General features: G+C 66.1%; 18 protein-coding genes and 1 tRNA gene. 3 read left to right on the forward strand and 16 right to left on the reverse strand.

The window, feature by feature from the left end; all coding sequences use genetic code 11:
• Positions 1–64: 64 nt before the first annotated feature.
• The 3 genes from glgB (at position 65) to THITH_RS09745 (ending at position 3,837) form a co-directional block, all read left to right on the forward strand.
• A complete protein-coding gene (glgB, locus tag THITH_RS09735) occupies positions 65–2,284 on the forward strand; it encodes a 1,4-alpha-glucan branching protein GlgB (protein WP_006748297.1) in 2,220 nt (739 codons plus the stop codon).
• A gap of 346 nt (positions 2,285–2,630) precedes the next feature.
• Positions 2,631–2,706 (forward strand) — tRNA-Ala (locus THITH_RS09740).
• A gap of 339 nt (positions 2,707–3,045) precedes the next feature.
• Positions 3,046–3,837 (forward strand): DUF4197 domain-containing protein, encoded by a 792-nt coding sequence (locus THITH_RS09745; protein WP_232222184.1) that lies wholly within the window; start codon positions 3,046–3,048, stop codon positions 3,835–3,837.
• A 148-nt stretch (positions 3,838–3,985) separates the two neighbouring features.
• Here the strand turns inward: THITH_RS09745 and THITH_RS09750 are convergent, their stop codons facing one another.
• The 16 genes from THITH_RS09750 to gspD all read right to left on the reverse strand — a co-directional run bounded on the left by THITH_RS09750 (position 3,986) and on the right by gspD (position 26,844).
• Positions 3,986–5,833 carry an ABC transporter ATP-binding protein gene (locus THITH_RS09750; RefSeq protein ID WP_006748295.1) on the reverse strand — a complete coding sequence of 616 codons (1,848 nt, stop codon included), beginning with the start codon at positions 5,831–5,833 and terminating at the stop codon, positions 3,986–3,988.
• Between the two features lie 14 nt (positions 5,834–5,847).
• Positions 5,848–6,951 (reverse strand): glycosyltransferase family 4 protein, encoded by a 1,104-nt coding sequence (locus THITH_RS09755; protein ID WP_156925511.1) that lies wholly within the window; start codon positions 6,949–6,951, stop codon positions 5,848–5,850.
• 186 nt (positions 6,952–7,137) lie between these two features.
• The gene (locus THITH_RS09760) at positions 7,138–8,562 is read right to left on the reverse strand and encodes an undecaprenyl-phosphate glucose phosphotransferase (protein ID WP_006748293.1); all 1,425 of its coding nucleotides are present in this window, start codon (positions 8,560–8,562) and stop codon (positions 7,138–7,140) included.
• Complete coding sequence (locus tag THITH_RS09765; protein WP_006748292.1) at positions 8,559–9,362, reverse strand: WecB/TagA/CpsF family glycosyltransferase; 804 nt, start codon at positions 9,360–9,362, stop codon at positions 8,559–8,561. Before THITH_RS09765 ends, THITH_RS09760 begins: the two co-directional genes overlap by 4 nt.
• A gap of 2 nt (positions 9,363–9,364) precedes the next feature.
• Entirely contained in the window at positions 9,365–9,559 is a 195-nt protein-coding gene (locus THITH_RS09770) for a hypothetical protein (RefSeq protein WP_156925512.1), read from the reverse strand.
• Positions 9,560–9,682: 123 nt separating this feature from the next.
• The gene (locus THITH_RS09775; RefSeq protein WP_006748290.1) at positions 9,683–11,167 is read right to left on the reverse strand and encodes a hypothetical protein; all 1,485 of its coding nucleotides are present in this window, start codon (positions 11,165–11,167) and stop codon (positions 9,683–9,685) included.
• Positions 11,164–12,831 (reverse strand): hypothetical protein, encoded by a 1,668-nt coding sequence (locus THITH_RS09780; RefSeq protein ID WP_006748289.1) that lies wholly within the window; start codon positions 12,829–12,831, stop codon positions 11,164–11,166. The genes THITH_RS09775 and THITH_RS09780 overlap by 4 nt, the downstream gene beginning before the upstream one ends.
• A gap of 112 nt (positions 12,832–12,943) precedes the next feature.
• Positions 12,944–14,845: a polysaccharide biosynthesis protein gene (locus tag THITH_RS09785; RefSeq protein WP_006748288.1), complete on the reverse strand. Its 1,902-nt coding sequence runs from the start codon at positions 14,843–14,845 to the stop codon at positions 12,944–12,946.
• Between the two features lie 9 nt (positions 14,846–14,854).
• Complete coding sequence (locus THITH_RS09790) at positions 14,855–15,871, reverse strand: MraY family glycosyltransferase (protein ID WP_006748287.1); 1,017 nt, start codon at positions 15,869–15,871, stop codon at positions 14,855–14,857.
• A gap of 69 nt (positions 15,872–15,940) precedes the next feature.
• Positions 15,941–16,813 carry an NAD-dependent epimerase/dehydratase family protein gene (locus THITH_RS09795; RefSeq protein ID WP_006748286.1) on the reverse strand — a complete coding sequence of 291 codons (873 nt, stop codon included), beginning with the start codon at positions 16,811–16,813 and terminating at the stop codon, positions 15,941–15,943.
• The gene (locus THITH_RS09800) at positions 16,810–17,694 is read right to left on the reverse strand and encodes a glycosyltransferase family 2 protein (RefSeq protein ID WP_006748285.1); all 885 of its coding nucleotides are present in this window, start codon (positions 17,692–17,694) and stop codon (positions 16,810–16,812) included. The genes THITH_RS09795 and THITH_RS09800 overlap by 4 nt, the downstream gene beginning before the upstream one ends.
• 166 nt (positions 17,695–17,860) lie before the next feature.
• Entirely contained in the window at positions 17,861–18,652 is a 792-nt protein-coding gene (locus THITH_RS09805) for an ABC transporter permease (RefSeq protein WP_006748284.1), read from the reverse strand.
• Positions 18,653–18,788: 136 nt separating this feature from the next.
• Entirely contained in the window at positions 18,789–21,086 is a 2,298-nt protein-coding gene (locus THITH_RS09810) for a tetratricopeptide repeat protein (RefSeq protein WP_006748283.1), read from the reverse strand.
• Positions 21,087–21,241: 155 nt separating this feature from the next.
• The gene (locus THITH_RS09815; RefSeq protein WP_006748282.1) at positions 21,242–23,044 is read right to left on the reverse strand and encodes a sialidase family protein; all 1,803 of its coding nucleotides are present in this window, start codon (positions 23,042–23,044) and stop codon (positions 21,242–21,244) included.
• A 249-nt stretch (positions 23,045–23,293) separates the two neighbouring features.
• Positions 23,294–24,376 carry a hypothetical protein gene (locus THITH_RS09820; RefSeq protein WP_025367459.1) on the reverse strand — a complete coding sequence of 361 codons (1,083 nt, stop codon included), beginning with the start codon at positions 24,374–24,376 and terminating at the stop codon, positions 23,294–23,296.
• Positions 24,377–24,654: 278 nt separating this feature from the next.
• Entirely contained in the window at positions 24,655–26,844 is a 2,190-nt protein-coding gene (gene gspD, locus THITH_RS09825; RefSeq protein WP_006748280.1) for a type II secretion system secretin GspD, read from the reverse strand.
• Positions 26,845–26,875 lie beyond the last annotated feature (31 nt).

Here is a 26,875-nt window from a genome sequence, read left to right on the forward strand (position 1 = left end):
ACTGGACCGGGTCATCAGTCTACCGGTATCGTCGTTGAAGACCCCCAGGCGAGCGGCCGTCAGTATGACAACAGCCCTGCACAATTGCATCCGTCCTTCCGGCGATCCGATCGCCCGTCTCGGCACTGCCCGCTGGCACGATCCGCACGGGCTTCTGGGGCGCCACGCAGTGGACCACCAGACGGTCTGTTGCCGCAGCTTCTTGCCGCGGGCGCGCGAGGCCTGGCTGCTGTGTGGCGCGGCCGATGCCGGAGCCGCACACCGCGAACCGATGATCCCAAGCCCCGACCTGCCCGGCCTGTTCACCTGGACCGGCCCTCTTGCGGATTGCCCCCTGCATCCGACGATCGTCTGGTCGGAGGGTGACGGCCGCACGTTTCAGGCGGTTGACCCCTACAGCTTTGCCCCGAACATTTCCGGGTTCGACCTGCACCTGTTCGGCGAGGGGCGCCACTGGCACGCTCACCGCATGCTTGGAGCGCACCCGGAACATCGCGACGGCATCGCCGGGGTCCGCTTCGCGGTCTGGGCGCCGGGCGCGGAGCGCGTCAGTGTCGTCGGCGACTTCAACCACTGGGACGGCCGCTGCCATCCGATGTCGGTGCACGGCGGCAGCGGAGTCTGGGAGCTGTTCATCCCCGGCCTGCCCGACGGAGCGCTGTACAAGTTCGAAATCCGGAACCGGGAGTCCGGAAACATTTTCGTGAAAAGCGACCCGTACGGCGCATTTTTCGAGATACGCCCGAATACCGCGAGCCGCGTCTTCACCAGCCGCGACTATCCGTGGAATGACGACGCCTGGCTGCAGCGGCGCAGCGACCCGCTCGCGTGGAAGCACCGGCCGATGAGCATCTACGAGGTCCATCTCGGGTCCTGGAAGCGCGGGGACGAAGGGCGCTTTCTCGGCTACCGCGAACTCGCCGACGAGCTGATTCCCTACGTACGCGACCGCGGGTTCACGCATATCGAACTGCTGCCGGTCACCGAACACCCGTTCGACGGCTCCTGGGGCTACCAGAGCACCGGATTCTTCGCGCCCACGTCGAGATTCGGCACGCCCGACGACTTCCGCCATCTGGTCGATGCGGCGCACCGGGCCGGAATCGGGGTATTGCTGGACTGGGTGCCCGGGCATTTCCCCAAGGACTCATTCGCCCTCGCCCGCTTCGACGGCACCGCCCTCTACGAACACGAGGATCCGCGCAAGGGCGAGCACCGCGACTGGGGCACGCTGATCTTCAACTACGGGCGCTCCGAGGTCCGCAACTTCCTGCTGTCCAGCGCGCTGTGCTGGATCGAGGATTTCCACATCGACGGCCTGCGCGTCGATGCGGTGGCCTCGATGCTGTACCTCGACTACTCGCGCCAGGCCAACGACTGGATCCCGAACGAATACGGCGGCAACGAAAACCTCGATGCGATCGCCTTCCTGCGCGAACTCAACCGCACCATCCAGAGCAACCACCCCGGCGTGTTGATGATCGCCGAGGAATCCACCGCCTGGCCCGGCGTCAGCCGGCCGCCGGACACCGGCGGGCTGGGGTTCACGATGAAGTGGAACATGGGCTGGATGCACGACACGCTCGCGTATTTCCGGCTGGACCCGATCCACCGCCAACACCATCACAACCAGCTGACCTTCGGGATGCTGTACGCCTACACCGAGAACTTCGTGCTGCCCTTCTCGCACGACGAAGTAGTGCACGGCAAACGCAGCCTGCGGGGCCGCATGCCGGGCGACGAGGCGCAGCAGCACGCGCAACTGCGGCTGCTGTACGCGTACCAGTGGACCTACCCCGGCAAGAAATTGCTGTTCATGGGGCAGGAATTCGGCCAGGGCACCGAGTGGAGCGAGAGCCGCGAACTCGACTGGTATGTCCTGCAGTACCCGCTGCATCAGGGCATGACCACGCTGGTGCGCGACCTGAACCGCCTGTACCAGGAGGAGCCTGCGCTGCATGCCCTCGAATTCGAATCCGAGGGCTTCGCCTGGCTGGACTGCGACGACGCCAGCCGTTCGGTGCTCAGCTATCTGCGGCGCGGAGGCGATTCGCAATGGATCGTCGTGCTGAACCTCACCCCGGTTCCGCGGGAGGACTACGCAATACCCGCGCCTCACGGCGGTCTCTGGACGGTTCGGCTGAACACCGACTCCGAGTTCTACGGCGGCGGCTCGCGCGGCTCTCGGCAGGCCCGGGCCGAGCCCCAGCCATTGCGCGGCTTCAGCCACACCCTGCGCCTCGATCTGCCGCCGCTGGCGGCGCTGATCCTGGCACCAGGGTAGCGTGAAAGAACCCGCGTCGCGTCCCGGGCGACCCGTAGGGCGGAAAAGCGCAGCGTCATCCGCCGTACGGCGTTCGCAGTGCCCAGGCGCCCGCGGCAATCCGGGCGCCAGCTGGCGGATGACGGCCTTCGGCCTTTTCCGCCCTACGCGTCTTTCATCATCGGGGGTGGCCACATAGGCCATGGTAGTTAGACCGGAGCCCCAGGACGACAGCCAGCCGCCATCCAATCGGCGGCGCATCCTGACCGCACTGCGACCGATGATCGCGCCCCGTTCTGGCTCACGTCTCGCCGGAACCCACGGGTGCTTCCCCCACCCGGCCCAGGCCTGTTATGATACGCGGATTGGGGCGGTAGCTCAGCTGGGAGAGCGTCGCGTTCGCAATGCGAAGGTCGGGAGTTCGATCCTCCTCCGCTCCACCACCATTCCCCTGCCAACAGGCGCGTTTCAGCGCCTGTTTTCCTTTCCCTGTACCCCGGGCTGTGCCGCGAATCACACCGCCCGCACCGGGCGCGTTCCCGTCTTGGATCGGGTTCCGTTGCTATCGTAGTCGTAGCTGACGCCACCACGCACGCCTATGCGGTCGCGTTGCGGCGTCGCCACGCACGATTGACCCGTAGCCGTCTTTGCGCCAATCTGCATATCCATGTGCTTCCGGGTACCGGCCAGGCTTCGCCGGCTGCCGGGAAGCGATGCTCCTGCTGTCGACCCGCCGGCCCTCGGTTCGCGCGCCGGCGATGCAACCAACGGTGGACGATACGATGAATGCTCGATACCGATTGGCCGGCGCTATCGCCCTGGTTTGCGCGTTGGGCGCACTTCCCACCCTCGCCCCGGCACAAGCGCCCTGGGCGGACCGCCTGAAGGGCACCCTTCCCGTCGTGCCACCTGCTTCCGAGCCCGCAACCGACGAGGCGACACCCTCGGTTCCGGTCGGGGTGGAACACGAGACGCTCGCTGCCGGCCTGAAGGAGGCGCTGGCGATCGGCAGTCAACGGGCGGTGGAGGCGGCGTCCAAGACCGACGGATACCTCGGCAACCCGGCCATCCGGATCCCGATGCCCGGGCTTCTGGACGATGCCAGCAGCATGCTGCGCGGCATCGGGCTGGGCCGGCAGGTGGATGCCTTCGAGAAGAGCATGAACCGTGCTGCCGAGAAGGCAGCCCCGAAGGCGGGCGGCATTCTTGCCGATGCCGTGCGCGAAATGACCATCGACGATGCCCGCTCGATCCTCGTCGGCTCGCCGGATGGCGCAACCCGATTCCTGCGCCGGCGCGCAGGCGACCGGATCGCCGATGAATTCCGCCCGATCATCGCCGACTCGATGCAGGAACAGGGCGTCACCGCCGCATTCAGCGAATTATCGGAACAGGCGAAGCAGCGGCTGCCAGCGCTCGAGACCGCCGACGCGCTGGACCTGCCGGAATACGTCACCCGCAAATCGGTAGACGGCCTGTTCGTGCTGCTGGCCGAGGAAGAGAAGAAGATCCGCGCAGATCCCGCAGCACGCACCACCGACCTGCTGCGCGAGGTCTTCGGCGACTCCGACTGATCCGATCGTCGCGGGACCGGCACGCCGCGCGGAGCACCGGAAGGCAGCTGCGACGCCCGCCCCACAACTCGCCCGGGCTGTTGCGGCGGGCCTTAGCAGGCGGCCTGCCGACCGTATACCCGCGGATCCCGATCCCGCTGCACTTCGCTCATTGCCGCGCACCGTTCGCCGCCGAGTGCGGTCCGTGCGCACCCGCCATCGCCCGGAAACCCTCGCTGCCTGCAGCCAGGTCGGCGAAGTTGCCCTGCGCCCGTATACGTCCCTGCTCCAGCAGCACGATCTTGTCGCAATCCCGCACCGTACTGAGCCGATGCGCGATCAGGATGATCGTCTTCTGGTGGCTGAGCCCGTTGACGGCGTCCATCACCGCCTGCTCGGTCAGGTTGTCGAGTGCGCTGGTGGCCTCGTCGAGCACGAGTACTGCCGGATCGTGGTACAACGCACGGGCGATCGCTATGCGCTGGCGCTGCCCGCCGGAAAGGCGAACTCCCCGCTCCCCGATCACCGTCTGGTACTGTTGTGGCAGCTGGTCGGTAACGAAATCGTGAACCTGCGCCATCCGGGCCGCTCTCTCCACCGCAGCTGGATCGATCTCCTGCGCAGACACGCCGAGCGCGATGTTCTCGGCGACGGTCGCGTCGGTCAGGACCGGATCCTGAGGTACGTAACCCAGCGCACCCTGCCAGGCCAGCAACGTCTCGTCGCTGACGGGTTCACCGTCGACGGCCAGTACGCCCTCGGTCGGTCTGAGCAGCCCCAGCAGAATATCCACCAGAGTCGTCTTGCCCGCGCCGGTACCGCCCACGAGCCCGACCGTGGCCCCCACCGGGATGCTCAGGTCGATGTCCCGCAGAGCCGCCTCGGCCGCACCGGGATAGCGGAAGCACACGCCCTGCAGCTCAATGCTTCGATGCGGCTGTAGCGCGGGTATTGCAGCCCGCATGGCCCCCAGGCGCTCCCAATCCTTCAGATCGTCGAAGACACCATCGACCGCCGCCGCACCGAAGCGCATGCGCGACATTGCTTCGTAGATCTGCTGGGCGGCCGGAAGCAGCCGGTACCCGGCGAAGGCATAGAGCCCCAGCAAGGGAAGCGTACTACCCATATCGCCGTCCTTCAGCATCAGGAACACCGCGAGCGCCAGGATACCCCCGAACCCCAACGCCTCGATCAGGTAACGCGGCACCTCGGCCAGCGTGGTTGCCGTGGCCTGGTGACGCGCAAACCGCATCGACGCCGGATCGAAGCGGGCCAGGTAGCTGTGCTCGCGGCGCAACAGCTTGATCTCCTTGATCGCATCCAGCGCCTCGCCGGCGGTCGTGAAGCGCTCGCGGTTCGCCGCACTGCGATCCCGGCCGATACGCCCCAGCACCCCCTTGACGACGAAAAACACCAGACCATAGGCCCCGCCGAGAACCGTAGCCACGGTCAGTGCCAGCGTCGGATCCATCACCAGCAGCAGCACGATGATCGCCAGGCTGACCACCAGGTAGGCGAGTACACGGAAGGCGGGTCCGTAGACGTACCAGACGATCTGGTCGACCTCGGAAAGGATGCTCTTGGCAAGATCCGCGCTGTTCCGGTTCAAAAAGAACGGGTACGGCTTGCCCAGATACGTCTCCAGCAACCGGGAGCCGAGGCTGTGCCTGCGCATCTCGGTGAACCGCGCGATGGCGAACTTGGTCAGGCTCCGGAAAGCCCCCGCCGTAATGATGACCACGAACGCGACCAGTGCGAGAGCCACCAAAAACCGGTCCACAGACTCGAAACCCAGCAGTTCATGAGCCGACGCGAGCACGCGGTTGGTCTCAACCAGTTCCGGGTTACCCAGCACGGCGAGGAACGGCATGATCGATGCGAGACTCGCCATTTCGAGCAGCGCCATGGTGATCACCATCGCTAGCACCAGCAGACCGCGCCGGCGCTCCCTCGGCGTAAGCAGTCGCCATGCCTTCCCGAAAGTGGTCAGTGGGGCAGGATTCCGGTTCTGGTCCATCGACAGCCGCCGCCTCAGGCAGGACGCCGCTCCAGCAGATCCGCGACACCAGTCACGATAGCGCGGACCCGCTGCTCCCACCCGTGCTCGGCAACCGTACGCTGGCGAGCGCGGCGGCCCATCGATTTCAGCCGATCGCGCGCATGCCACGCTTCGCGCAGCGCCTGCTTCAGCGCGTTGCGGTCGCCTCCCCTGAAAAGAAATCCGGTCTCGCCGTGCGTGATGCTGCGCTGCGCGTCCTCGAAGGCCGAGGCCAGCACCGGCTTGCCCATGGCCATGTATTCGTAGATTTTCAATGGCGAATTGTACATCGCGCCGCCGTGCAGCACGGACTGGCCGGAGTAACCGATCTCGGTCCCGGCGATGACCGCCGGCACCTCGCTCCAGGGCACCTGCCCCAGAAACCGGACCGCATCCGGCCCCAGTGCCAGGCGTTCTGCCGCAGCGCGACAGGCCGCGTATTGCGGCCCCTGTCCCGCGATCACCACCGACCAGCGGACCGCCCCTTCCACTCTGAGCTCGGCGACGCAGCTCAACAGCGTCTCGACCCACTGCCAATGAAACAGGGTTCCGACGAAGCCGATGGTCGGCCCAGGGAAAAAGCGCTGCGGCACGACCCGCTCCGGATCGAATCGCCGAGTATCGACGCCATTGGGAACGACCAGTATCTTTCCCGCGTCCACCCCCGGATAGCCGCTCAGGATATCCCGCAGCGTGGCACTGACTGTCACGATCGCGTCTGCATCGCGGTAGACGCCAAGCTCCCAGCGCCGTACCAGCGGCTGGGCGCCGATGCTGGGCCGGTCGTGGCGGCCTTCGAGGTGCAGCGGGGCATTGCTTTCCACGATCCACGGGATCCCGGCACGGGAAAACGGCCGCCCCAGCGCCTGGAATACTCCCGCCCGCTCGTACACCCAGTCGCAGCGCCCCCGCAGCTCCCGCCATGCCCGGCGGGCATGCCACTGATTGAGCGCGAAGCGCGCAATGTCCGCACCAAGACGATGCGACAGACTCGAAGCCAGCATGCCCCCCGAACCGCGAATCCAGGACACGGGCACGCGATCGCCAACCACGTAGGGATCCACCGTCCAACCCATTTCCCGGAAAGCATCGATCACGCCGAGCACGTGGGCACGGCAGGCGCCGAGTTCCGCCTCTGCGCGCGTCGAAACTCGCGGGGCGCCGGAGAGATAGCCCAGCCGCCCCGGGCACGGTGTTGCCCCCCCAGCCCCCAGGTCCCCGGGGGAGCAAGATGCGCTGAGAGGCCTCACCGGGGCACCCTCCGTCGCACGACGGAGCACCCCTCAGTAGGCATTGGCATCCACGAACCCCCGTACCAGGGTCAGCCAAAGGATCCGCAGGTCGAGCCAAAGCGACCAGTTCTCGATATAGTACAGGTCGTGTTCGACGCGCCGTGTAATCTTCTCCAGCGTGTCGGTCTCGCCCCTGAAGCCGTTGACCTGGGCCCATCCGGTGATCCCGGGCTTCACCTTGTGCCGGCGCATGTAGCTGTCCACCCGGTCCCTATACAGCGCGTTCATCCGGATCGGGTGTGGTCGGGGCCCGACGATCGACATCCGGCCCTGCAGCACGTTGATGAACTGTGGCAACTCGTCCAGGCTCGTACGGCGCAGCCAAGCGCCGACCCGCGTCACCCTTGGATCGTTGCGCGTCGCCTGCCGGTAGCCAGTTGCATCCGCGGGCTCGGCATCGACGCACATACTGCGGAACTTCCAGACTTCGATCGGTCGGCCGTCCCAACCGTGCCGCAATTGGCGGAAAATCGCCGGGCCCGGAGTCTCCATCCGAACTGCGACCGCGATCGCCAGCATCAGCGGCCATACCAGCAGAAGGATCAACACCGCCAACAGGCGATCCTCGAGCGCCTTGACCAGCCGATTGATCCCGCGCATCGGGGTATCCGACAGATTCAGCATCGGCACCCCGGCCACCTCGCCGATGGCGTGGTGCAGAAGGCGAAAGCCATAAATGTCCGGGATGAAGCGCAACGCCACAGTGGTATTGCGCAGCCTGCTCTCAACCTCCTTCAGCCGTATTTCCGCGCGTAGCGGAAGCGCCAACCAGACCTCGTCGATTCGCTCACGTTCGATTGCGTTCGCGACCGTATCGAGTGAGCCAAGCACAGGGATTCCAAGCGGCCGCTGCCTTTGCAGTCCGGGATTGTCGTCAAGGAATCCGACAACTTCGAATCCGCTCCACCCGGTGTCGCGCACCCGACCGGCGACCTCGCGGCCGAGCACACCGGCTCCCAGTATCAGCACCCGTCGCCGACTCCATCCACGGGTCCCAAGCCAGGACTGCAGCATGCCTAGCGCCAAGCGGAACATCACCAGGAAGGTCCAGCCCAGAACCGCGGTATAGGACACCCAGAGCCGCGAGTAGAGTTCGGTGGTCTTGGTCGCCACCGCGGCCAGAACCAGGACCAGGAGCACGGTCGCCCAGGCAACGGTTAGCCCCGCGAGCTGCGCCCAGGAAAAGCGGCCCTGCCATTCGCGGTAAAGCCCCTGCGTAGGGAAGAGCAGCGCGGTGAGCAACACCGCCACGGCCAGCCCGAGAATGTAGTAGTCCGGCAACACGACCGTTCCGAAACGCAACGCATAGGCGATGATCCCAGCCAGGAGGACCATGGAAAAATCGCCGACGCGGACCATCACCCGGATCAGTTCCTCGCGCTCGCGAGGCAGCGGTACCCTTCCTTGCGCCCTCATTTCGGGCCTCGCTGGTTAGCACCCGAACCGTTGCGCGCCCACCGGCCCGGCCCGACCCGGTCGGCCACGATTCTGGCAGCGACCGACCAGGGTTCGACCAGGTAGCGGAACGCAAGCCGACGGGGTTCGCTGTACAGCCGGAAAAGCCATTCCAGGCCGAATCGCCCCATCCATCGCGGCGGGGTGGGAATGAGGCCCGCGTGATAATCGAGGCAGGCGCCAACCGCGATGATCACACGGGCCGGAATCGAGTCGAGGTTCTCCACGATCCAGCGTTCCTGACGCGGCATGCCCATCCCTACCAGCAATACGTCGGGCCGCGCCCTGTGCAGATCGTCCAGCACCCGCGCATTGTCGTCGGATCCTGGTGTCGCGTCGAAGAAACCGTCCCGGTGCCTGAACTGCATGGCGTCCAACGTATGCCCGAGGCGTTCCCTCGCGAGCGACCCGATCTCCGGGTGCCCCCCGAGCACGAACACGCTCCAGCGCCGCGCCGATGCATGCCGCAGCAGCCGCGGGAGCCAGTCCACGCAGGTCGTGCGCTGCTCCCGGCCCAGACGATGCCCGTACAGCCGCGCCACCGGGATCAAGGACATGCCATCGATGTAAGTCAGATCGGCACGGGCGTGCAAGCGCCTCAGTCCTGCGTCACGGGGCAGCAAATATAGGCTGTGCAGGTTGTGGTGGGCGATAACGGTCACCCCTTCGCGACTGACCGCCAAGTCGACGAAATCCAGCAGCTGGTCTTCGCGCACAGGGTGCACGCGCAACCCGAGGAATTCCAGGCTCTGGGTTTCCATATTCAGCCCCGCCCGCCTGTGCCCGCGGGCAACCGTGCCGTGACCAAAAGCGTCACCATCACATACAGACCCCAGGTCGGCGTACTCTGCTTCTGCGCAAGACCCACGGCTAGAATCAGCAACAGCAACCAGGCCAGCACCCTGCCCTCCGTTGCGGCCAGCTGTAACGGCAACGCCTCGATGGCTGTTCGCAACACGGTCAATCCCAGCACAGCTGGATTGACCAAACCGGGATCCAACTCCAGGCCGAGGTATCCGTCATACGCGGCAAACGGTGTCCTAGCTCCAGATCCCACCACAGATACCCGGGTCCGGTTGCATCACCCGCCCACAGAAACCGTTCGGGGTCTTTCGCCTGCGCCGGACTGCTCTGGTCCCGCAATCCGCACGGCATCCCGCGGCTGATGGAACAGGGAGAGGATCAGCGCGACCGCCACCGGTGCCAGATGCAGCAGGGCCCGATTCAGCGTCGTGCCGTCGACTGCGTCCCGATGCTTGCCGGTGAGGAAGAAGACCACGAACAGGAACAGCAGCCCTAAGATCGTAACCAGCCAGAGCGCACGGACACCTCGGTCGCGAATCCCGAGCCAGATACCGGCCAGCAGTGCGATGGCGGTAGCGTACCACAGCATATGCCACGTTCCCCAAACGAACAGATGCCCCGCAACGACGTCCCAAACCGGGTAGACCTGGATGTCCCGGCTCCACATATAGGGCAAGACCACGCCGTCCGGGCCCAGCGCGACCCGCCCGACCCGTGGCAGTTCGACGTCGACGCCGACCGTTACGACCAGGAGCCCCAACCCCGTCACGGCCAATGCTGCCGCGATCAAAAAGGGCAGCACCCGCAGGCGTGCGACCAGCGCGACCGCGACCAGAATCAACGCCCAGACCAGCCCCGGCGACTTGAACAAAGGTAGTGCCGCAGCGCAGGCGAGCAGTAGCAGACCCTGCCGCGCGTTGCCATCGCGGCCCCAGGAATGAAGGCTCATCCCGGCCAGCAGCATCAGGCCGCCAATCCACAGATCTCCGTACCCTGCCAACGCCACGTGGCTGGCAACGAGAGGGATGGACACCAGCAAGTACACACCCAGCAGTGCCAACAACGGGCTGGCTCCCGCGCCCCGAGCCTGCCCGTACAACGCCAACGCCATTGCCACGAGTAGAAACCACCAGGGCAGGTTAATCAGGCCATCGTCCCAATGCCCCAGCATCAGTGCCGACCACAGATGGATCAGCGGCACCGCGGGCGGATGGTCCCAATTCATCATCGTGTAGAACCCGGCGTCCGCTCCTCCCGCCATCCAATCGTCGCGGGACACGAACGGGACCAGCCACCCATGTTCGAACCATGCCCGCGCCTTCGGTGCCCAGTTCATCCATGCATCCCAGGGGTACAGCGGACGCCAGACGACTTCAGGCAGCAACGTGCCCAGCCGAACCGCCACCAGCGCCAGCAGCAGGCCGGCAGCCACCCGGCCCGAAACTGACAGCGCGGCCCACCCGGTGGCGCCACGGCTGTCGAACTTGGGTGACAAATCGACCCAGCGGCGCAGCAACAGGCCCAGCGCAGCCGCAGCGCCGAGCAGCACCACCGCGACGGTCACACTCTGCGAAATTCCCGCAGCGTCCAGCCCCAGCAGGATCAGAACCAGAAACGTCCAGCCGAGCAAGAAACCGTAGCCGAGTACGGCAGGGATCCGCCCGGCCGTGCGACGGCGCCAGAACAAACCCGCCCAAGCGACACCTGCCAGCCAGGGAAGCATCAACGCGAACGCAAGGTTGAGCGCGTCGGATGAACTCATCGGACCCGGTACACCGTAGCCACGGGGCCGTCCATCACGGTTTCGACCAGCCGCCGCGTTCCACTGCGACGGCCGTCGGCGATGACCACCCGCGGTTCGTTCAGCCCAACCAGCGGCGCAAACTCGACGCCGCCGCCCAGCACGCCCGGGTCCGCACCGGTGACGCGCACGATCGGCTGGGTCGCATCGGGTACCGCGATGCCCAGATCCAGCGCGCGGAAACCACCCTGGGGCAGTGCGACGCGGCGCACATAGCGAACTGGCTCGCCGCCCGCCGCGTCCGGCAGCGCCACAACCAGGCGGGCCCAGGCCGAATCCATCGGTGCCGCCAGGTGAAAGCGAACCCGGTAGTAGCCCGGGGCAAGCGCCTCCCGCGGGCCTCCCGCGATCAGGGATCCGCCATGGCCTTGCTGGCGCAGCGCCGTTCCGCTTGGCGCCGTGGGCTCATGGATGGCCTCGGACCCGCTGCCCGACAGCATCTCTGGCTCGACGAACACGGTAGCGGGTGTGGAATCCGTTGGCATTGAGGGAATGCTGGCCCTGGCCGCTCTCACCCGATCCACGCCGCGGAAGACCAGCAGGTAATCATCGTCTGCCAACTCCTCAAGAAGCGGAAGTTGGTTGTCGGCATTGTGGGGCAAAAGGTGATACTTGGCCCGCAGCGACGAGTAGGTATAGTCGCGATCGTTGACCACGAAAACTCGGACAGGGTCGATTCCCAGGTGCGTCTTCAGCGCCTCGACGAACTCGTACAACGAGCCATCCTCCGCCGCCCGGCGCTTCTCTTCCCAGGTCTTGCCGGCATAGCGGTCGTGGGTTCGCTCCAACTGCTGCAGCAAATCCACCTGCCAGCGCAGATCCAGCGCCACCCAGCCCAGCAACACGATTATGAGCAACGGTGCCAGCCGGACCCTGCGCCGGGCCGCAATCGACCACAGTACGTAGACGAGGATGCTGCTCGTGACCCAGAAAGCTGCAAACACCACTGGAGACAGCAGCGCACCCGGGCGTGCACCGCCCTGGATGTAATTGACGCTGTACCCGCCCCAACCCTCGAACTCGGCCCAGTTGCCCAACATCAGCCTGAGGCCCTGGACGAACGGCACGGAAACCGGCTCCAGCATCAACTGCTGGACGTTCACGTAGGTGTTTGGGGGCCCCAGCATCATCAGCGCCAGTCCCTGGATCTGCCCCCGCCAGTCGGGATGTTCGTCGAGTCGCGCGCGATATGACAGCGTGTTCTCCGGACCCAGCGGAACTGTATGCACCCGGTCCGGATCCAGGGACGAAACCCAGGCAACACCGAACTGGTAGCCCGGTGCCGCGTTCTCGAGTTCGAGGTGTACGCCACGGTAGCGCCTTGCGGATACCGGCGCCTCCAGCGAAAAATTCACCGAGACCGGTCGCCCCGCCTCGCCGGTATCCAGCCGGAAGCGCTGCACGGTTTCTGCCAACTCCCGGCGCTCACGTTCACCAGCCAGCGGATCATGAACGATTGCAGGAGCCCGCAATTCCTGACCGCCCACCCTGTCGAAAATCCAGACACCACCCAGCGAGAGCAGCATCCCCAGCAACAGACTTACCAGCAGGCGAAAAGCTTCGCTGTGCAACGGTTCGCGCAGCATCGAGCCGGCTTCGGCGGAGCTCACCTCATCGGACGTCATACGATTCTTCGGCCAGGATCATGTCGGCTGCTGTCGCAATCGAGGAGAAAACAGCAAACCTCCGCCGAACGCAAGGCCCCGGCCCCACGCAAGGTCACCAGGAACGCGGATCTCAAACCTGTTGCGCTCCGGCCACGACCTTCAGCGTTGCAGGTGCGGGCGACAAAGCCGGCAATGCCGGCTGCGCACGCTGGAACTCGGGAACCATCTCCTGCAGCGACGCCACGACCAGCCCCTCATCGTGGGCCGCACACGCCCGCTGCAGCGCCGCCATCGGCGCGCGCAGCCAGTCACGACTGACCTTGCGCCCGGTCGCCTGCAGGATTTTCGGATGCGCCGTTCCCATCGGATTCTCGTGCTCGTGGAACAGTTCCTCGTGCAACTTCTCGCCCGGGCGCAGCCCGATGAAGCGGATCTCGATATCCCGTTCCGGTTCGTGCCCCGAAAGCCGGATCATCTCGGAGGCGAGATCGCGGATCCGGATCGGCTTGCCCATGTCGAGCACAAAGATCTCGCCGCCCTGGCCCATTGCAGCTGCCTGAAGGATCAGGCTCACAGCTTCCGGGATGGTCATGAAGTAGCGCGTGATCTCCGAGTGCGTCACCGTCACCGGCCCGCCGGCGGCGATCTGGCGCCGGAACAGCGGCACCACGGATCCGGCCGAGCCCATCACGTTCCCGAAGCGGGTCACAATGAACGCCGTAGCCGATTCATCGCTCAGGCTCTGGCAGTAGAGTTCGGCGGCCCGCTTGCTCGCGCCCATCACGTTGGTCGGATGCACGGCCTTGTCGGTCGAGACCAGCACGAATTTACCGCAGCCATGAGCGGCTGCGAGTTCGGCAACCACTCGGGTGCCGAGCGCATTGGTTCGGGCACCTTCGACGGCATTGGCCTCGACGAGCGGTACGTGCTTGTAGGCCGCCGCGTGCAGCACCACCTCGGGACGATGGGTGGCGAACACGTGGCGCATCCGAACCTCGTCGACGACATCCCCGAGCAGTACCCTGAACTCGGCCCCGGAGTGGATCTGATGCATTTCCTGCTCGATGCTGTAGAGTCCGAACTCTGCATGATCCAGCATGATGATCTGCGCCGGCTCGTAGCGAACGACCTGACGGCAGATCTCCGACCCAATCGACCCCCCGGCACCCGTCACCAGCACGCGTTTGCCCCGGAGGAAGGCCTTCAGCCCGGCGTCGTCGACGGTGATGATCTCCCGCCCGAGCAAATCCTGGATCTCGACTTCGCGCAGGCGCGAAACCTCGACCCTGCCATCGGTGAGTTCCTGCAGCGACGGCAGGGTCACGCAGGACACCCCGGCATGCGCGGCGACATCGACGATTCGCCGCATCAGGCCTGGGGAAGCCGTCGGCATCGCGATCAGCACGATGTCGACGTCGAGGTCAATCAGCATTTCCTCCAGCTCATCGACCGAACCGAGCACCCGGACTCCGTGCAGATCGCGCCCCCGTTTCCTGGGATCATCGTCGAGCAAACCGATCGGCAGGTACTCGCGAGAGTTGATCAGTTCGCGGACCAGCATCTCTCCGGAACGACCGGCGCCGATCACCAGCGCCCGGCGGTGCGCGCCGAGCGGAACCAGGTGATCCTTGTACCAGCGATAGAACAGGCGCGGCCCGGTCAGCCCCATGGTCAGGAATACCGGATACAGGAACAGGATGCCGCGAGGCAATTCCGGGTTCACGCGCAGCAGCGAGAACACCGCGATCGTCGCCGCAGACCCGATCCAGACGCCCCGCAGGATTCGCATCAGATCCGGCACCGAGGCAAACCGCCAGATTCCCCGGTACAGGCCGAAATACATGAACGCGACCGACTGCACCGGCAGCGAGATCCCCAGCAGCACCAGGTAGGTGACCAGCAGTTCCGGCCCGAAAAATCCGAACTCGAAATAGGCAAGAAACGCCAGCCCCAGCGCCAGTGGCACCCAGAGCAGATCATGAAGAAACGCAGCCCAGCGGTTGAACAGCCGAGGCATCAGGCGGATGGGCATGCCGCGCCTCTAAGGTTGTTCTCTAAGTATTTGAACATAGGTATAAATGGTAGCATAGATCGCAACAAAAACGAGTACGATCAACAGGTCGACCACCGGGTGAGCCCAGTGCAGCGCGGCCAACGCCCCGGCCCCCGAAAGCAGCATCAACCCGTAGGCCACTACGACGGTACGCCGATGGCCCCATCCCGACCGCACCAGCCGCTGGTAACAATGGCTGCGGTGCGGGCGCCAGACGGGCTCGCGCCGCAGCGCGCGTGCGACCAGGGTCATCGTCGCATCGGCGATGAACGGCGAGAAAATCAGCACCCCGATCCAGATCGGAAAAATCGACTCGTGGTCCGCCCACAGCATTGCGACGCCCGCGAGAAGGCCCAGGGTCGAGGCCCCCGCATCGCCCATGAAGATGCGCGCAGGCGGGAAATTGAACAGCAGGAATCCGCCAGCCGCCAGTGCGATCGACAGTGTCACCCCCGCGAACAGATCCGCGCCGGCAAGGGCGCCAAGCAATGCCATCGTTCCGAAACCGACTGCAGCCATGCCGCCCGCGAACCCGTCCATCCCATCCATGAAGTTGTAGAGATTGATCATCCAAACCAGGAAGAGCAGCATGACCGGAGCCATGATCCAACCGGGGAGAGCAAGCTGCAGCGGTCCCATTGCGACCGACCCTGGTAGCAGTCCAGCCATCAGCACCATGGTTGCAGCGGTTCCATGAGCGGCCAGCCGCGCCAGCACCGGCAGCCCCCGCCAGTCGTCGAGTAGCGACACGCCGGCAACCAGCAGCGTCGCAGCCGCAGGCCAGGCAAGCCAGGCGGGCGGCATCGCGAAAGCACTGAGCGCCAGCCACCCAGCCAGCGCACCCCCGAGGATGCCGAGTCCACCGGTGCGCGGAACCGGCGCACGGTGCAATGACCGTTCATTCGGAACGTCCAGCCAGCGGATGCGGGCAATTGGGCTCGCCAGATAGGCGGTCAACGCCGCGGCCAACAGCAGGCTCAGTAATCCGGGCAGCAGCAGGCTCATCAGCGCCAGTTTATTACGAAACGGTCATGCACGGCCCGGCGGTAGGTGGCACCGCGCACATCGCCCTGTTCACGCGTCCCCTGTCAGGCCCAGATCCTCACGCTGGGGAAAAAACGGTCGCGGCGCGAATCCGAGCGCTCCCCGCGCCGGCTCCGGATCGAAGGCCATGTCGACATCCATGCGTTCCACCATCGCCGCATCGAGGTGCCTAAAGCGGGGCAGCGTAGCCAGCGCCGCGATCAGCCCACGCATCCCGGCCGCAGGCAAATGAACGACGCGCGGCCGCCGCCCCAGCGCCTGAAACACCCGAACCACCATCTCCCGGTAGCCGAGGGTCTCGCCGCCGACCAGGTTCAGCGTCCGCCCGCATGCCGGCGACTCCGGCGCCAGCGCGGTCAGACAGGCGTCGGCCAGGTCGGCGGCATGCACCGGTTGCCGCAGCCCGCTGCCACGGCCGGCGACCGGGAAGAATCCGAAACGGTGCACGAAACGCGCGATTTCAGAAACGTTGCGGTCGCGCCCGGCACCGTAGATCAGGGTTGGCCGGCAGATCGTCCATCGCGCGTATCCTGCCTCGCCGGCGACGCGGGCCTCGGCATCCACAAGCCGCTGCGCCAGCGCGCGCTCGGCCACACTGGCGGAATCGGCCTTGGTCAGCGCGCTGGTGGAACTGAACGCGATCAGCCGCCGGACCCCCAGTTCTCGAAGCCTGGGCAGGATCGGTGGCAACAGCCAGATGGGTGCCAGATGCACCGCGGCATCGGCCGGCGGCAGGCCGTTCGTCCGCGTTGGCTGCTCGAGATCGCCGCGGTGCCAACAAACCCCTTCCGTAAATCGGTCGACGCGGCTGAGCGCATGCACCTCCAATCCAGCGGCCACCAACCGGGGCAGCAGAAAATGTCCCACGACGCCGGCGGCTCCGGTCACCAGCACCCGGTTCACGAGCGCCGCCGCTCAAACGTCAGCCACGCCGCGAGCAGCACGAAGCGCGCCCATACCGCGATCCCGACCAGCCAGAACAGTGGGCGCGGATGGGCGCCGAGGAAAAACTTCCGATAGTAGCGCATCATACCCCGGTGCTTGTGCCATTCGACCCGGACCGGGCGCGCGCGGCTGCTGACCCCCTTGTGATGGACGACGGCCACCTGCGGCACAAACAGCACAGTGAAACCCGCATCGCGAAAACGCCGGCACCAGTCGAGATCCTCGCAGTGCAGGAAATAGCCCTCGTCCAGCGGCCCCACCCGGTCCAGCGCGGCGCGGCGCGCCAGCATGAAGGCCCCCGAGATCGCATCCACTGCGACCGGCGCATCCGGCAACGGGTCGCGGTGCAGATTGAAATCCGCGAACCGGTGGTCGCCCGGCCGTAGCCGCTGCAGCCCCAGCACGCGCGCCAGACTGCGCCACGGTGTCGGTTCCCGGCGGCGACCGCCGGGCTGCTCCGAGCCGTCGGCGTTCCGAATCAGCGGACCGGCGATCCCGGCGTCCGGCCAGTCCTCGAGCACCGCCAGCATCCGCGCCAGCGTATCCGGTTCGAGCAGGCAGTCGGGATTCAGAAACAGGAGCCAGGGTGCTTGGGCCTGTGGCAGCACTCGATTCGCGGCGGCCGCAAAGCCCCGGTTGCGGTCGCCCCGATACAACTCCACCCTGGGATCCCTGTCAGCGACACCGGCCAGACTATCCATGCTGCCGTCCTCTGAGCCGTTGTCGGACACCAGCACCTGCACCGGCAGCGACGACCCCAGTGCGGCCTGCACCGACTGCAGCAACAGCGGACCGCTGTTGAAGCTGACGATGATCACGGAAACGGCAGGAGCGGGCATCGGCGTAACGTCGGCATGGCGCCCGGAACATAGCGCCCGCACCGCCGCGGCGCAACATCCCCCGGTGCATGCACCTCCCGAACCCGCCGTGCCGGCCTGCCCGGTGGCTCGGCTCCGGCCGCCCACCATCCGGTGGCATCGCTCGCCCCCGAGCCAGCGCTTCCGGTCACAGCACGTCGGCAAATCCCGCCCGCAGCTGCCCAAACACCCACCGCCCGACCCAGAGTGCAGCGATGGCGGTCGGGATCGCGAGGAGCCAGATTCCGGGGTCGGGCCAGCGCCCCTCGAGGAGGATCTGGTGGTATCCCTCGGCATACGGCGTGAACGGGTTCAGCCACATCCAGGAACGGATCGCCTCGGGCACTTGAGCCAGCGGATACAGGATCGGCGCCGTGAAGAACAGCATCATCAGCACCATCGAAAGCAGGAAACCGACATCCCGGACGTAGACCGAAAGCGCGGCCAATAGCAGACCCAGGCCCATTGCCAGTGCGAACTGCACGCCCAGCAGAAGTGGCAGCGCCAGCCAGGCCGCGAACCCCAGCGGGCGCCCGGCCAGGAAGTGCAATACCAGCGCGAACGCCAGAACCAGCGGGATGAACACCAGGTGCGCGACAATCGTCCGCGCGACCGGGAACACGGCAACGGGAAACGCCCCGTGGCGGACGACCTCGGAGCGCGACAAGACCGCCCCCGCCGCCTTGTTCAACCCATCCTGGAACGCCAGCCACGGCAGCAGCGCGCTGAGCAGGAACACGATGAACGGCAGCGTGCTACCCGTATCCCGCGGTTCCGGCAACCGCAGCTCCCATACCACGCCGAACACGAACCAGTACACGAACACCGTCATTACCGGCTGGATCAATGCCCAGCCGCTGCCCAACCAGGATCCGGCGTATTGCTCGCGAAACTCGCGCCAGGTGAAGACCCAGAGGATCCGGAGGTGCGCCGGGATCATCGACCATCACCCTCGGCCGCCGCCCCTGCGCGTGCCGCTCGAACCCCAGGCCACGGCGTGCACACGGGGCGGCAAAGGCACCGCAGCGCCACGCGGCCAGCCCACCTGGCCGTCCCACCCTGCCAGCCGCAGGACTTCACTCGATCGGCGCCGGCGGCAGCCCGGCGCGGTGGCGTTCCCAGATCGCGCGGTACAGGCGCTCGAGGTTGCGGGTGAAGCCCTTGGTGTCGAACAGCCGGCAGTGATCGCGTTGCTCGTTGAGCCGCATCTTCAGCTCGGCCAGCCGGTCCGGATTCTCCAGCAGCTCCTGCGCCTTCGCCTCGTAGGTTTCCAATGAATCGGTGACCAGTTCCGACAGCCCTGCCGCCGCAAGCAGACTCGCACCCACGCGGCCGGCAAAGGTCTCGCCGGTGCAGGTCAGCACCGGCACACCCACCCAGAGTGCATCGCTGGCAGTGGTGTGGGCATTCACGGGCAATGTGTCGAGAAACAGGTCCGCCAGCGCCAGCCGTGCCAGATGCTCGGGGTTGCGCAGGCGCGGTGCAAACACCAGCCGCCCCGGATCCACCCCGCGCTGCTCGGCCTCGCGCCGCAGATTCGCGGCCACTGCGGGCACCGGCTCGAGCAGCCATAGCACCGCATCCGGGGAATCGCGCAGCAGCCGGCACCAGGCATCGAACACCGTGGGCGTGACTTTGTAGGGGTTATGGAATCCGCATAGCACTGGCCCGGCCTCGGACAGCCCTTGTTCCGCCCGCGTCGTCGGTGCCCCGACCTCGCGCGCGCGGTCGTTGCACTGATACGTGCCGGGCAGCCATGCGGCCCGCTCGGAGAAATGCGCGAACTGCTCGCGCGGCAACACGATCCGGTCGGCGATCAGATAGTCCATGAACGGAGCGCCCATGGTTCCCGGATAGCCGAGGTAGTTCACCTGTATTGGCGCCGGCCGGTACGCGGCGATCAGCGGTCGCGCGCCGCGCGTATAGCCCTTCAGGTCGACCAGGATATCGATGCCGTCGTCGGCGATCCGCTGGGCGACCGCGCGATCGTCCAGCGCCGAAACGTCGTGGAAACGATCGAACGCCGTCTCCAGACGCCGACGCATCGTACTGCCGTCGTCGGGTCCGAACGAGTAGGCGATGATCTCGAAACCGTTCCGATCGTGCAGTTCGAAGACCCCGGCCATCAGCCATGCCGTCGCATGCTCATGGAAGTCCCCCGACAGATACGCGACCCGCAGCCGGGTACGCGGCGGAGCCGCCGCCGGACCCTGCCGAGCGAGCGAGGGCGACGCGGTTCGCGCAAGCCGCTCGCCGACCGGCCGGGTCCGCTCGGCCAAGTCGGCGTCGGTCAATCCCGGCACCGCCATCAAACCGAACAGGTCCAGCACGTCGGCGTAATCGCTGCCCTCCTGTTGCCGCAACCAATCCCGATCCTCGTCGAAAGACCGCCAGTCGCAGAGTGACTGCGCCATTCGCAGCCTTGCGCGCCGCACTGCGGGGCTGCGGTCGCCGAGGTCGATGGCTCGCTGATACGCGGTCAGCGCCGCGTCGATGCGGTCCTGGCGCTCGTACACGACACCCGACGCCGCCCATACCCCCGCCGCGTCCGGAAACTCGCGGTTCAGCGCGTCGACCTCGCGCTGGGCGTTGCCAATCCGGCCTTGCTCCAGATATGCCAGCGCCAGGTTGCCCCTGGCCCGCCAGTTCCCGGAATCGGCTGCCACCGCCGAACGCAAAGCACCAGCCGCCTCCTGCCGGCGGCCGCTGTCCCGAAGCAGCAGGCCGAGATTGTTCAGTACCGCGCCCCGGGCGACGTCGCCGCGTTCCAGCGCCTCGCGGTACGCCCGCTCGGCGCGTTCCACTCGCCCCGTCGCGGCCAGGGCCCGGCCCAGCTGGAACCAGGTTTCGCCATCACACGCAGCGGCTTCCTCGATGCCATCAAGCCAGGCAGCCGCTTCGGTCATCCGTCCGGACCGCGCCAGGGCGAGCGCCGCCCATGCCCGCAGCAGCACGGCGCCGGGCGCGCCTCGCGCCGCGCGCTCCAGCCACATTGCGGCTGCCGCTGCGCGCCCGGCCTCGAGTTCGCAGCGCCCGTGCCAGAAACATGCCTCGGCGTTGCCGGGATCGGCGTCTGCCGCCCGCGCATAGGCGTCGCAAGCCTGTTTCAGTTCCCGCTGCCGCGCGTGCACCTGACCGAGATGCAGCCAGGCCATCGAATTCGCGGGCTCCAGACGCAGGCACTGCTCGAGGTCGGCGACGGCTCCCTCCAGCTCACCCAGTTCCCGGCGCGCCATCGCGCGCAGGTGCCAGGCATCGGCGTTCTCGGGGTGCGCATCGATGCAGCGCTGCGCGCGCGACGCCGCTTCGTGGAACTGCCCGCGCTGCAGATCCTCGAGCGCGGCCCCGATCGTCTCGGCCAGTTCAGATGCCATCAGTACGCTCCTGAAGGCATACGCATGCGGGCTGCCGGCCGGGCGCACGGGGGGTCGGCACGGTCGACCCGGCGCGCCCCCCTCCCCGCCAGTCGCGCCGTCGACCGACGCCCGCCTTTTCGCGGCCAGTCACGGCAACTGAATTGCAATAACGCTCAGCGTTCCTGATAGCCGGTGAACCGGACACCGGAGCCTTCCTCATGGTACTCCCGGTGCCAATCGCCATCGACGAACAGCCAGCGCTCGCTGAACTCGATCTCGCGCTCGGGGACCTCCACGGTGGTGCCCCGGAACTCGAACCGCGGAACTTCCGCCTGGATCTTCACAGTCACGTCGGCGAAATGGCCGTAGAACGCGACGTCGACGATCTCCGGATCCCGGTACTCGATCCGGCCGAGCCGTACCGCGTAATCCCGCAGCGGCCAGGCAGTGCGCATGAACGGATCCAGCAGGTCGTAGGACGCCTGATAATCCTGCTCGACCATCGCCTGCCAGTAACGCAGCGCGCGTTCGCGCAGGTGAGACGCGTCGGTCATCTTCGTTGGTTGCGGCTCTGGCGTGAACTCCCGGCTGAGCGGAAACGGCACCAGTTGCACGCGGTCGAAGACATCGGAGGTATACCGGCTGCTGACCACCCGTACGCCGTCCGGATCGCGCAACTTGACCGTCCCATCCTGGGGCAGACCTGCACGCTCGAGACCCGGGGGCGATACCGGAACGTTCTCCCATTCGAAGCTGCGGCCGAAGTCGCGGCTATAGGCGCCGAACACCCGCGGCCGCACCTCGCGCCAGTCTTCCCAGAGGAGCCACAATTCGCCCGGCTCATTGCCGGTCAGCAGATGGGACCGCGCAACGTGCGAGCGCACCTCGCCGCCATCGCGCAGCGACCGCGCCTCGCTCCAGGTCGCCCCGGCGTCGTCGGAATAGACGAAATACACGCCCCGCGTTCCATCGGCTCCGGTGGCCGACAGATCTCGGCGCCAGATGCCTTCGACCAGAAATGCGATCTGGCCGTCCTGCATCGCCAGCCCGAAACTGCCGGCGTCGAAGCCGCGCAAGCTCTCGATCGAGAACCTTTCCCAAGTCTCGCCACGGTCGGCCGAACGCGCGCCGTCGAAGGAATATTCAGGGCTGCTGCCGCTGCGTTCAACGGTCAGCCAGAGCACAATCCAGTGCTCTCCCGAAGCTTTCGCGACGAACAGCGGGGAGATGTTTTTGATGCCGCTGTCGAGTACCACCGGATCTTCGAATTCTTTCGCGTCCGCTGCGCGCCGGCGCACCGCGATATGCGGTTCATCGACGCCCTCGGTCACCCAGGAGAACGCGGCAAAGGCATCGCCATCGGCGAGTCCGACCGGGTAGATCCCAGGCATCAGCCACTGCTGCTCATCTACCGTTCCATCGTCGTGCAGAAAGCCGTAGTGCAGGTTGTACTTGGAATCGGACTCGGCGCGATAGCGCTCTCCATACCACAGTGCATGGGTACCGCTGTCCCCGGGCAATAATTCGAAGCGCGCCAGGGCCTCGGTGGCACCCGAAATCTCGATCGGATCATCGAGCCCGGTGTCCATCACGAACAGGCCCTTGACCGGAACCTTGTCGCGCCACGCAATCCGCGCTTCGCTGCCCCGGGGCGCCAGCGCCAGGCCGGACGGCGCCTGTCCCTCTTCCTTCTCGTCCAACCGGTGCGCGTCGCCCTCGGGATCGACCAGCCACAGTCTGCGATCCTCGTCGTACAATGCGACCCAGTTCCGGTAGCCGTCCGCGGTGACGGTACCCCAGTGGCTATGGTTGCGCAGTACGGCATCGCTCAGCGGTGCGAACTCCGGTGCCTGTTGCGCGACCGCTACGTCGTCCGTCGGCGCGGTTTCGGTAGCGGGGTCGCTGCAGCCGGAAAGCGCAAGGCCGGCAACGAGACCGGCAACGGTCACGGTCAATGGATAGATCTTGGCAATCATAAGCAACCTGTCAGGAGGATGAATGGGGGGGGGTCGGCTTCGGCGCGCCATTCTAGCGTCAGCACCGCGGCGTCGCAAAGGGCAATCAGCGCGGCACACGAGCCAGGGCGAGAGAATCGGAGCAATCACCTACCGGCGAACGGTGCCTTACGCCCGCAGGCGCATCGCCGGTCAAGCCAAAAAAGTGGGGCCACCCGTGGGTGGCCCCGACACTGCCTAGGGTACTATACGACTACTACTTAGGCTGCCTTAGCGCACCCCCAGTGGCTCACCCGGGAAGCCGCGGCTCCGCAGCAGGAACGCGTTGTTGAACACGCCTGCGGAGGCACCGGCGAAGCTGGAGGTTCCGTCGTTGAACTCGAGCTTGATGACCGACATGCCGTGGCTGCTCGCGCTGTTAGACGCTACGCTTCCGACGCGTGCTTCAGAGTTCAACCAGCCCCAGCCACCGTCGACCAGACGGTTCGCGGACAGCTCCGTCAGCATGTCCTGCACGTCGAACGCTCCGACGCAGCGGACGTACTGCCAGCGGTTCCCGGAGATCGGGTTCTCGTCACGATCGTACATCGCGGTCTGACCGAATTCGCCCATCGTGGTGCGAACCAGCGCCGGGGCTCCGCCGAAGGTGTTGTTGCCGGAACGCATGTCGTCCACCAGCGGGGTCACGAACAGACGGGTCGTGGCCTCGTTGAACGGAAGGACCGACATCGCCCTGTTGCCAAAGCCGGCATTCGTGCCTTCGTTGAACGCGACACCGTTCATTGGCATACGGAAGTCGGCCGCTTCGTCCGGCGTACTCCAGCCGTTGCCCGCACGGTAACCCCAGGCTGCACCGCTCTGGTATTCGAACACGAACGCTTCGCCAGCCAGCGCCGCGGCGGTCTGGTCCTCTTCCTGCGGATCCGCGATGGTCTGGTTGTCGATCACCACGTAGCCGCGCAACGGCAGGGTCGCACCGTCGGCCAGCGCGTAGCTGTTGGTCGACGCCATCCAGTTGTTGTTGACCGACGGGTCGTTGAACATCACGCCCTTGACCTGATCGAGACGAGCACCGATATCGATCGTCTGGATGTCCTTCGGCGACGACGGCAGCATCACGTCGTACTCCTCGCAGGCGGCGAGGTTGTCGGTCGCGTTCGGGCCGTTCTTGTACCAGAGCCGGTAGTGCAGTTCGTCTGCTTCACCGGTATTGATCACGTTAATGATGGTCGTAACGGATTCGCTGACGACCACATAGGGGAAGAGCACATCGGCGGACTGTGCCTGCCCGGCGGTGCCCATCGCGACGGCTGCAGCCGTCGCGATGGTCAGTTTCTTAAGCTTAAGATTCATCATTCAGTTCCTCTTGACTTATTTAGTCCGTTTTCCGGAGCGGAATTGGCTCGAGGCCAATTCGATCATAGCGGATGGTTACCAGTACTGCAACCACTTTCGTTGCCATTCGCTGTGAAAAATGCAACAGCGTGGGCAAAAATGCCACAACCCATCGGCCAATGCAACCCTCGATTATCCGTATGGATCCCGCGAATTGCCGCACACAATTGTAGACCATGTGGCACTTTTGCGACAGTGAATGCACCATCCTGGAACTGTGCCGGCCATCGTGTGCCTCATTGCGCGTCTGCCGGGAGGGGCTCGAGGGCGCCTGAATCCGCCCCGATCGCCTGCCCGAACTGGCTGCGAAGCCCGCGCATCCGGGTGCGGATCTCTTCACTGACTGCGCGCAATTCGTGCTCGTCGCGGATCACGCGCGGCGTCATCATCACCAGCAGTTCAGTGCGGGTGCCGCCGCGTTGCGCGGTCCCGAACAGCGGACCCAGCCCCGGTAGCGTACTCAGCCCCGGTATGCCGGCGCGCCCGTCCGAACGGTTGTCGCGGATCAGCCCACCGAGCACGATGCTCTCGCCCGAACGCACCGCGATGCGGCTCTGGAAGTTGCGCTGCAAGAAGCTGCGCTGCCCGGTGGCCGAATCCACCGGCCCGACATCGGTGACGTCCTGGTGCACATCGAGCGTAATCAGCCCTCCTGCATTCACCGACGGCGTCACCTCGAGGATCACGCCGGTGTCACGGAACTCGATCGACGAGGTCCGGACACCGCCGTCGGTCAGCGTCTCCTGCGAGCGCACCGGCTGCTGATCGCCGACCTGAATTCGGGCCGTGTGATTGTCGAGCACCATCAGCGTCGGATTCGACAACACGTTGACCAGCGAGCGTTCGGCCAGCGCGTTGAGCACTGCCCGGATGTCGCCGAGCGGGTTGGTAACCGCGAACGAGAATCCGGGCTGCCCCGGTCCGATATCGCCATCACCACGCATGTTCAAACGCCCTTCGCCAGTGTACCGCCCCGACCGGGTAGTAAAGAACCATTCCAGCCCGTATCGCAGTTCGTCGGTCAACGTGACCTCGATGATGCTGGCCTCGATCACAACCTGCGACGGCATCCGATCCAGGCGCTGGAGGGCCGATTCGATCTTGCGGAAGTCCTTGCGCGGCGCGAGGATCAGCAGCGCGTTGTTGCGTTCATCGGCCATTATGCGCACGTCCTCGCCGAGCTTCGCGGCTGCCGTCAGCTCGCCGCCGTTTCGCGACGGGTTCGGTGCCGGTGCCGATTCCCGCCTGCTGCCCTCGGCACCATCGGCACCATCGGTCAGCCGGGTCGGAGTAAGCCCTGGCGCGACCCGGCCTTCCGTGCGCCGATCGGGCGCGGCAGTGCCGGCCCCGTACAGGCCGTTCAGCAGATCGGCCAGATGGGTCGCCGAACCGTTCTGTACCGGGTACACGTACAGGCGCGGCTCGAGGGCATTGTCGATTCCCTTGTCGAGCCGCTCGATCCAGACCCGCATCTGTTCCAGGTAGTGCGCCCGCGGGGTGACCACCAGCAGGCTGTTCAGCCGCTCGATCGGGATCACCCTGAGCGCACCGGCGAGTACGCCGTCGTCGCCAGTACTTTCGGTCAATAGCACCGACAGCGCATCGGCCACCTCGCCGGCCGCGGCCTGTTCCAGCGGAAAGATGCCGACCGACATCCCGGCAAGGTAGTCGACGTCGAAGCTGCGCACCATCTGCAGCCAGCCCTCCAGCTGATCCCGGCTGCCGGCGAGCAATAGCAGGTTCCGGGTCGTATCGACGCGCACCACCGCCCCCTCAGGGGCGACGGGATCGAGGATCCGGGCCATTTCCGCGGCACCCACGTAGGCCAGCGGCACGATGACCAGGCTGTGCCCCGGCGGCAGTGAATCGACGCGCCGCGGCACCACGCCCAGCGTCTCGACCGCACCCGGCGGGCCGATCCGGAAAATCCCCTGGCTGTCCTGCACCATCACCGCCCCGTTCACCCGTAGCAGCGAATCGAGCAGGTCGGGCAGCGCATCGCGTTCGACCGGTGAGCGGGTCTGAAGAGTCACCGAACCTTCCAGCGGCCCGTCGATGCTATAGCCGAGCTCCAACAGGTCCCCGAGGATTGCCTGCACCACCTCGGCCAGCGGTGCATCGACGAAGTTCAGCGTCACTGCGTCACCCTGAACCTCCACCGGCCGGTGGGGCGGCGGGAGCCGCACGGTCGCGTCGGTACCCGGGAACAGCCGGGGCACCGGCCGGTCTTCGGCCTCGGTCTCGCGATCCTCGTCGCTCAACGGATCGAACGTGTTCGCAACCGCCGCGGCCCGGCCCGGCACCATCAGGTCGTCCCCGAAGGGCGGCGGTGTCGACGCGCATCCGGCCACCAGCAGAACCGCCAGACTCAGGATCGTCGCCGCCCGGCGCCGCACGCGCCGAGGTGTTTCGCAAGAACTCGTCATGTCATGTCCGTCCCCGAAAAAGCGTTGCCAT

Source organism: Thioalkalivibrio paradoxus ARh 1, from assembly GCF_000227685.2.
Lineage (GTDB): Bacteria > Pseudomonadota > Gammaproteobacteria > Ectothiorhodospirales > Ectothiorhodospiraceae > Thioalkalivibrio > Thioalkalivibrio paradoxus.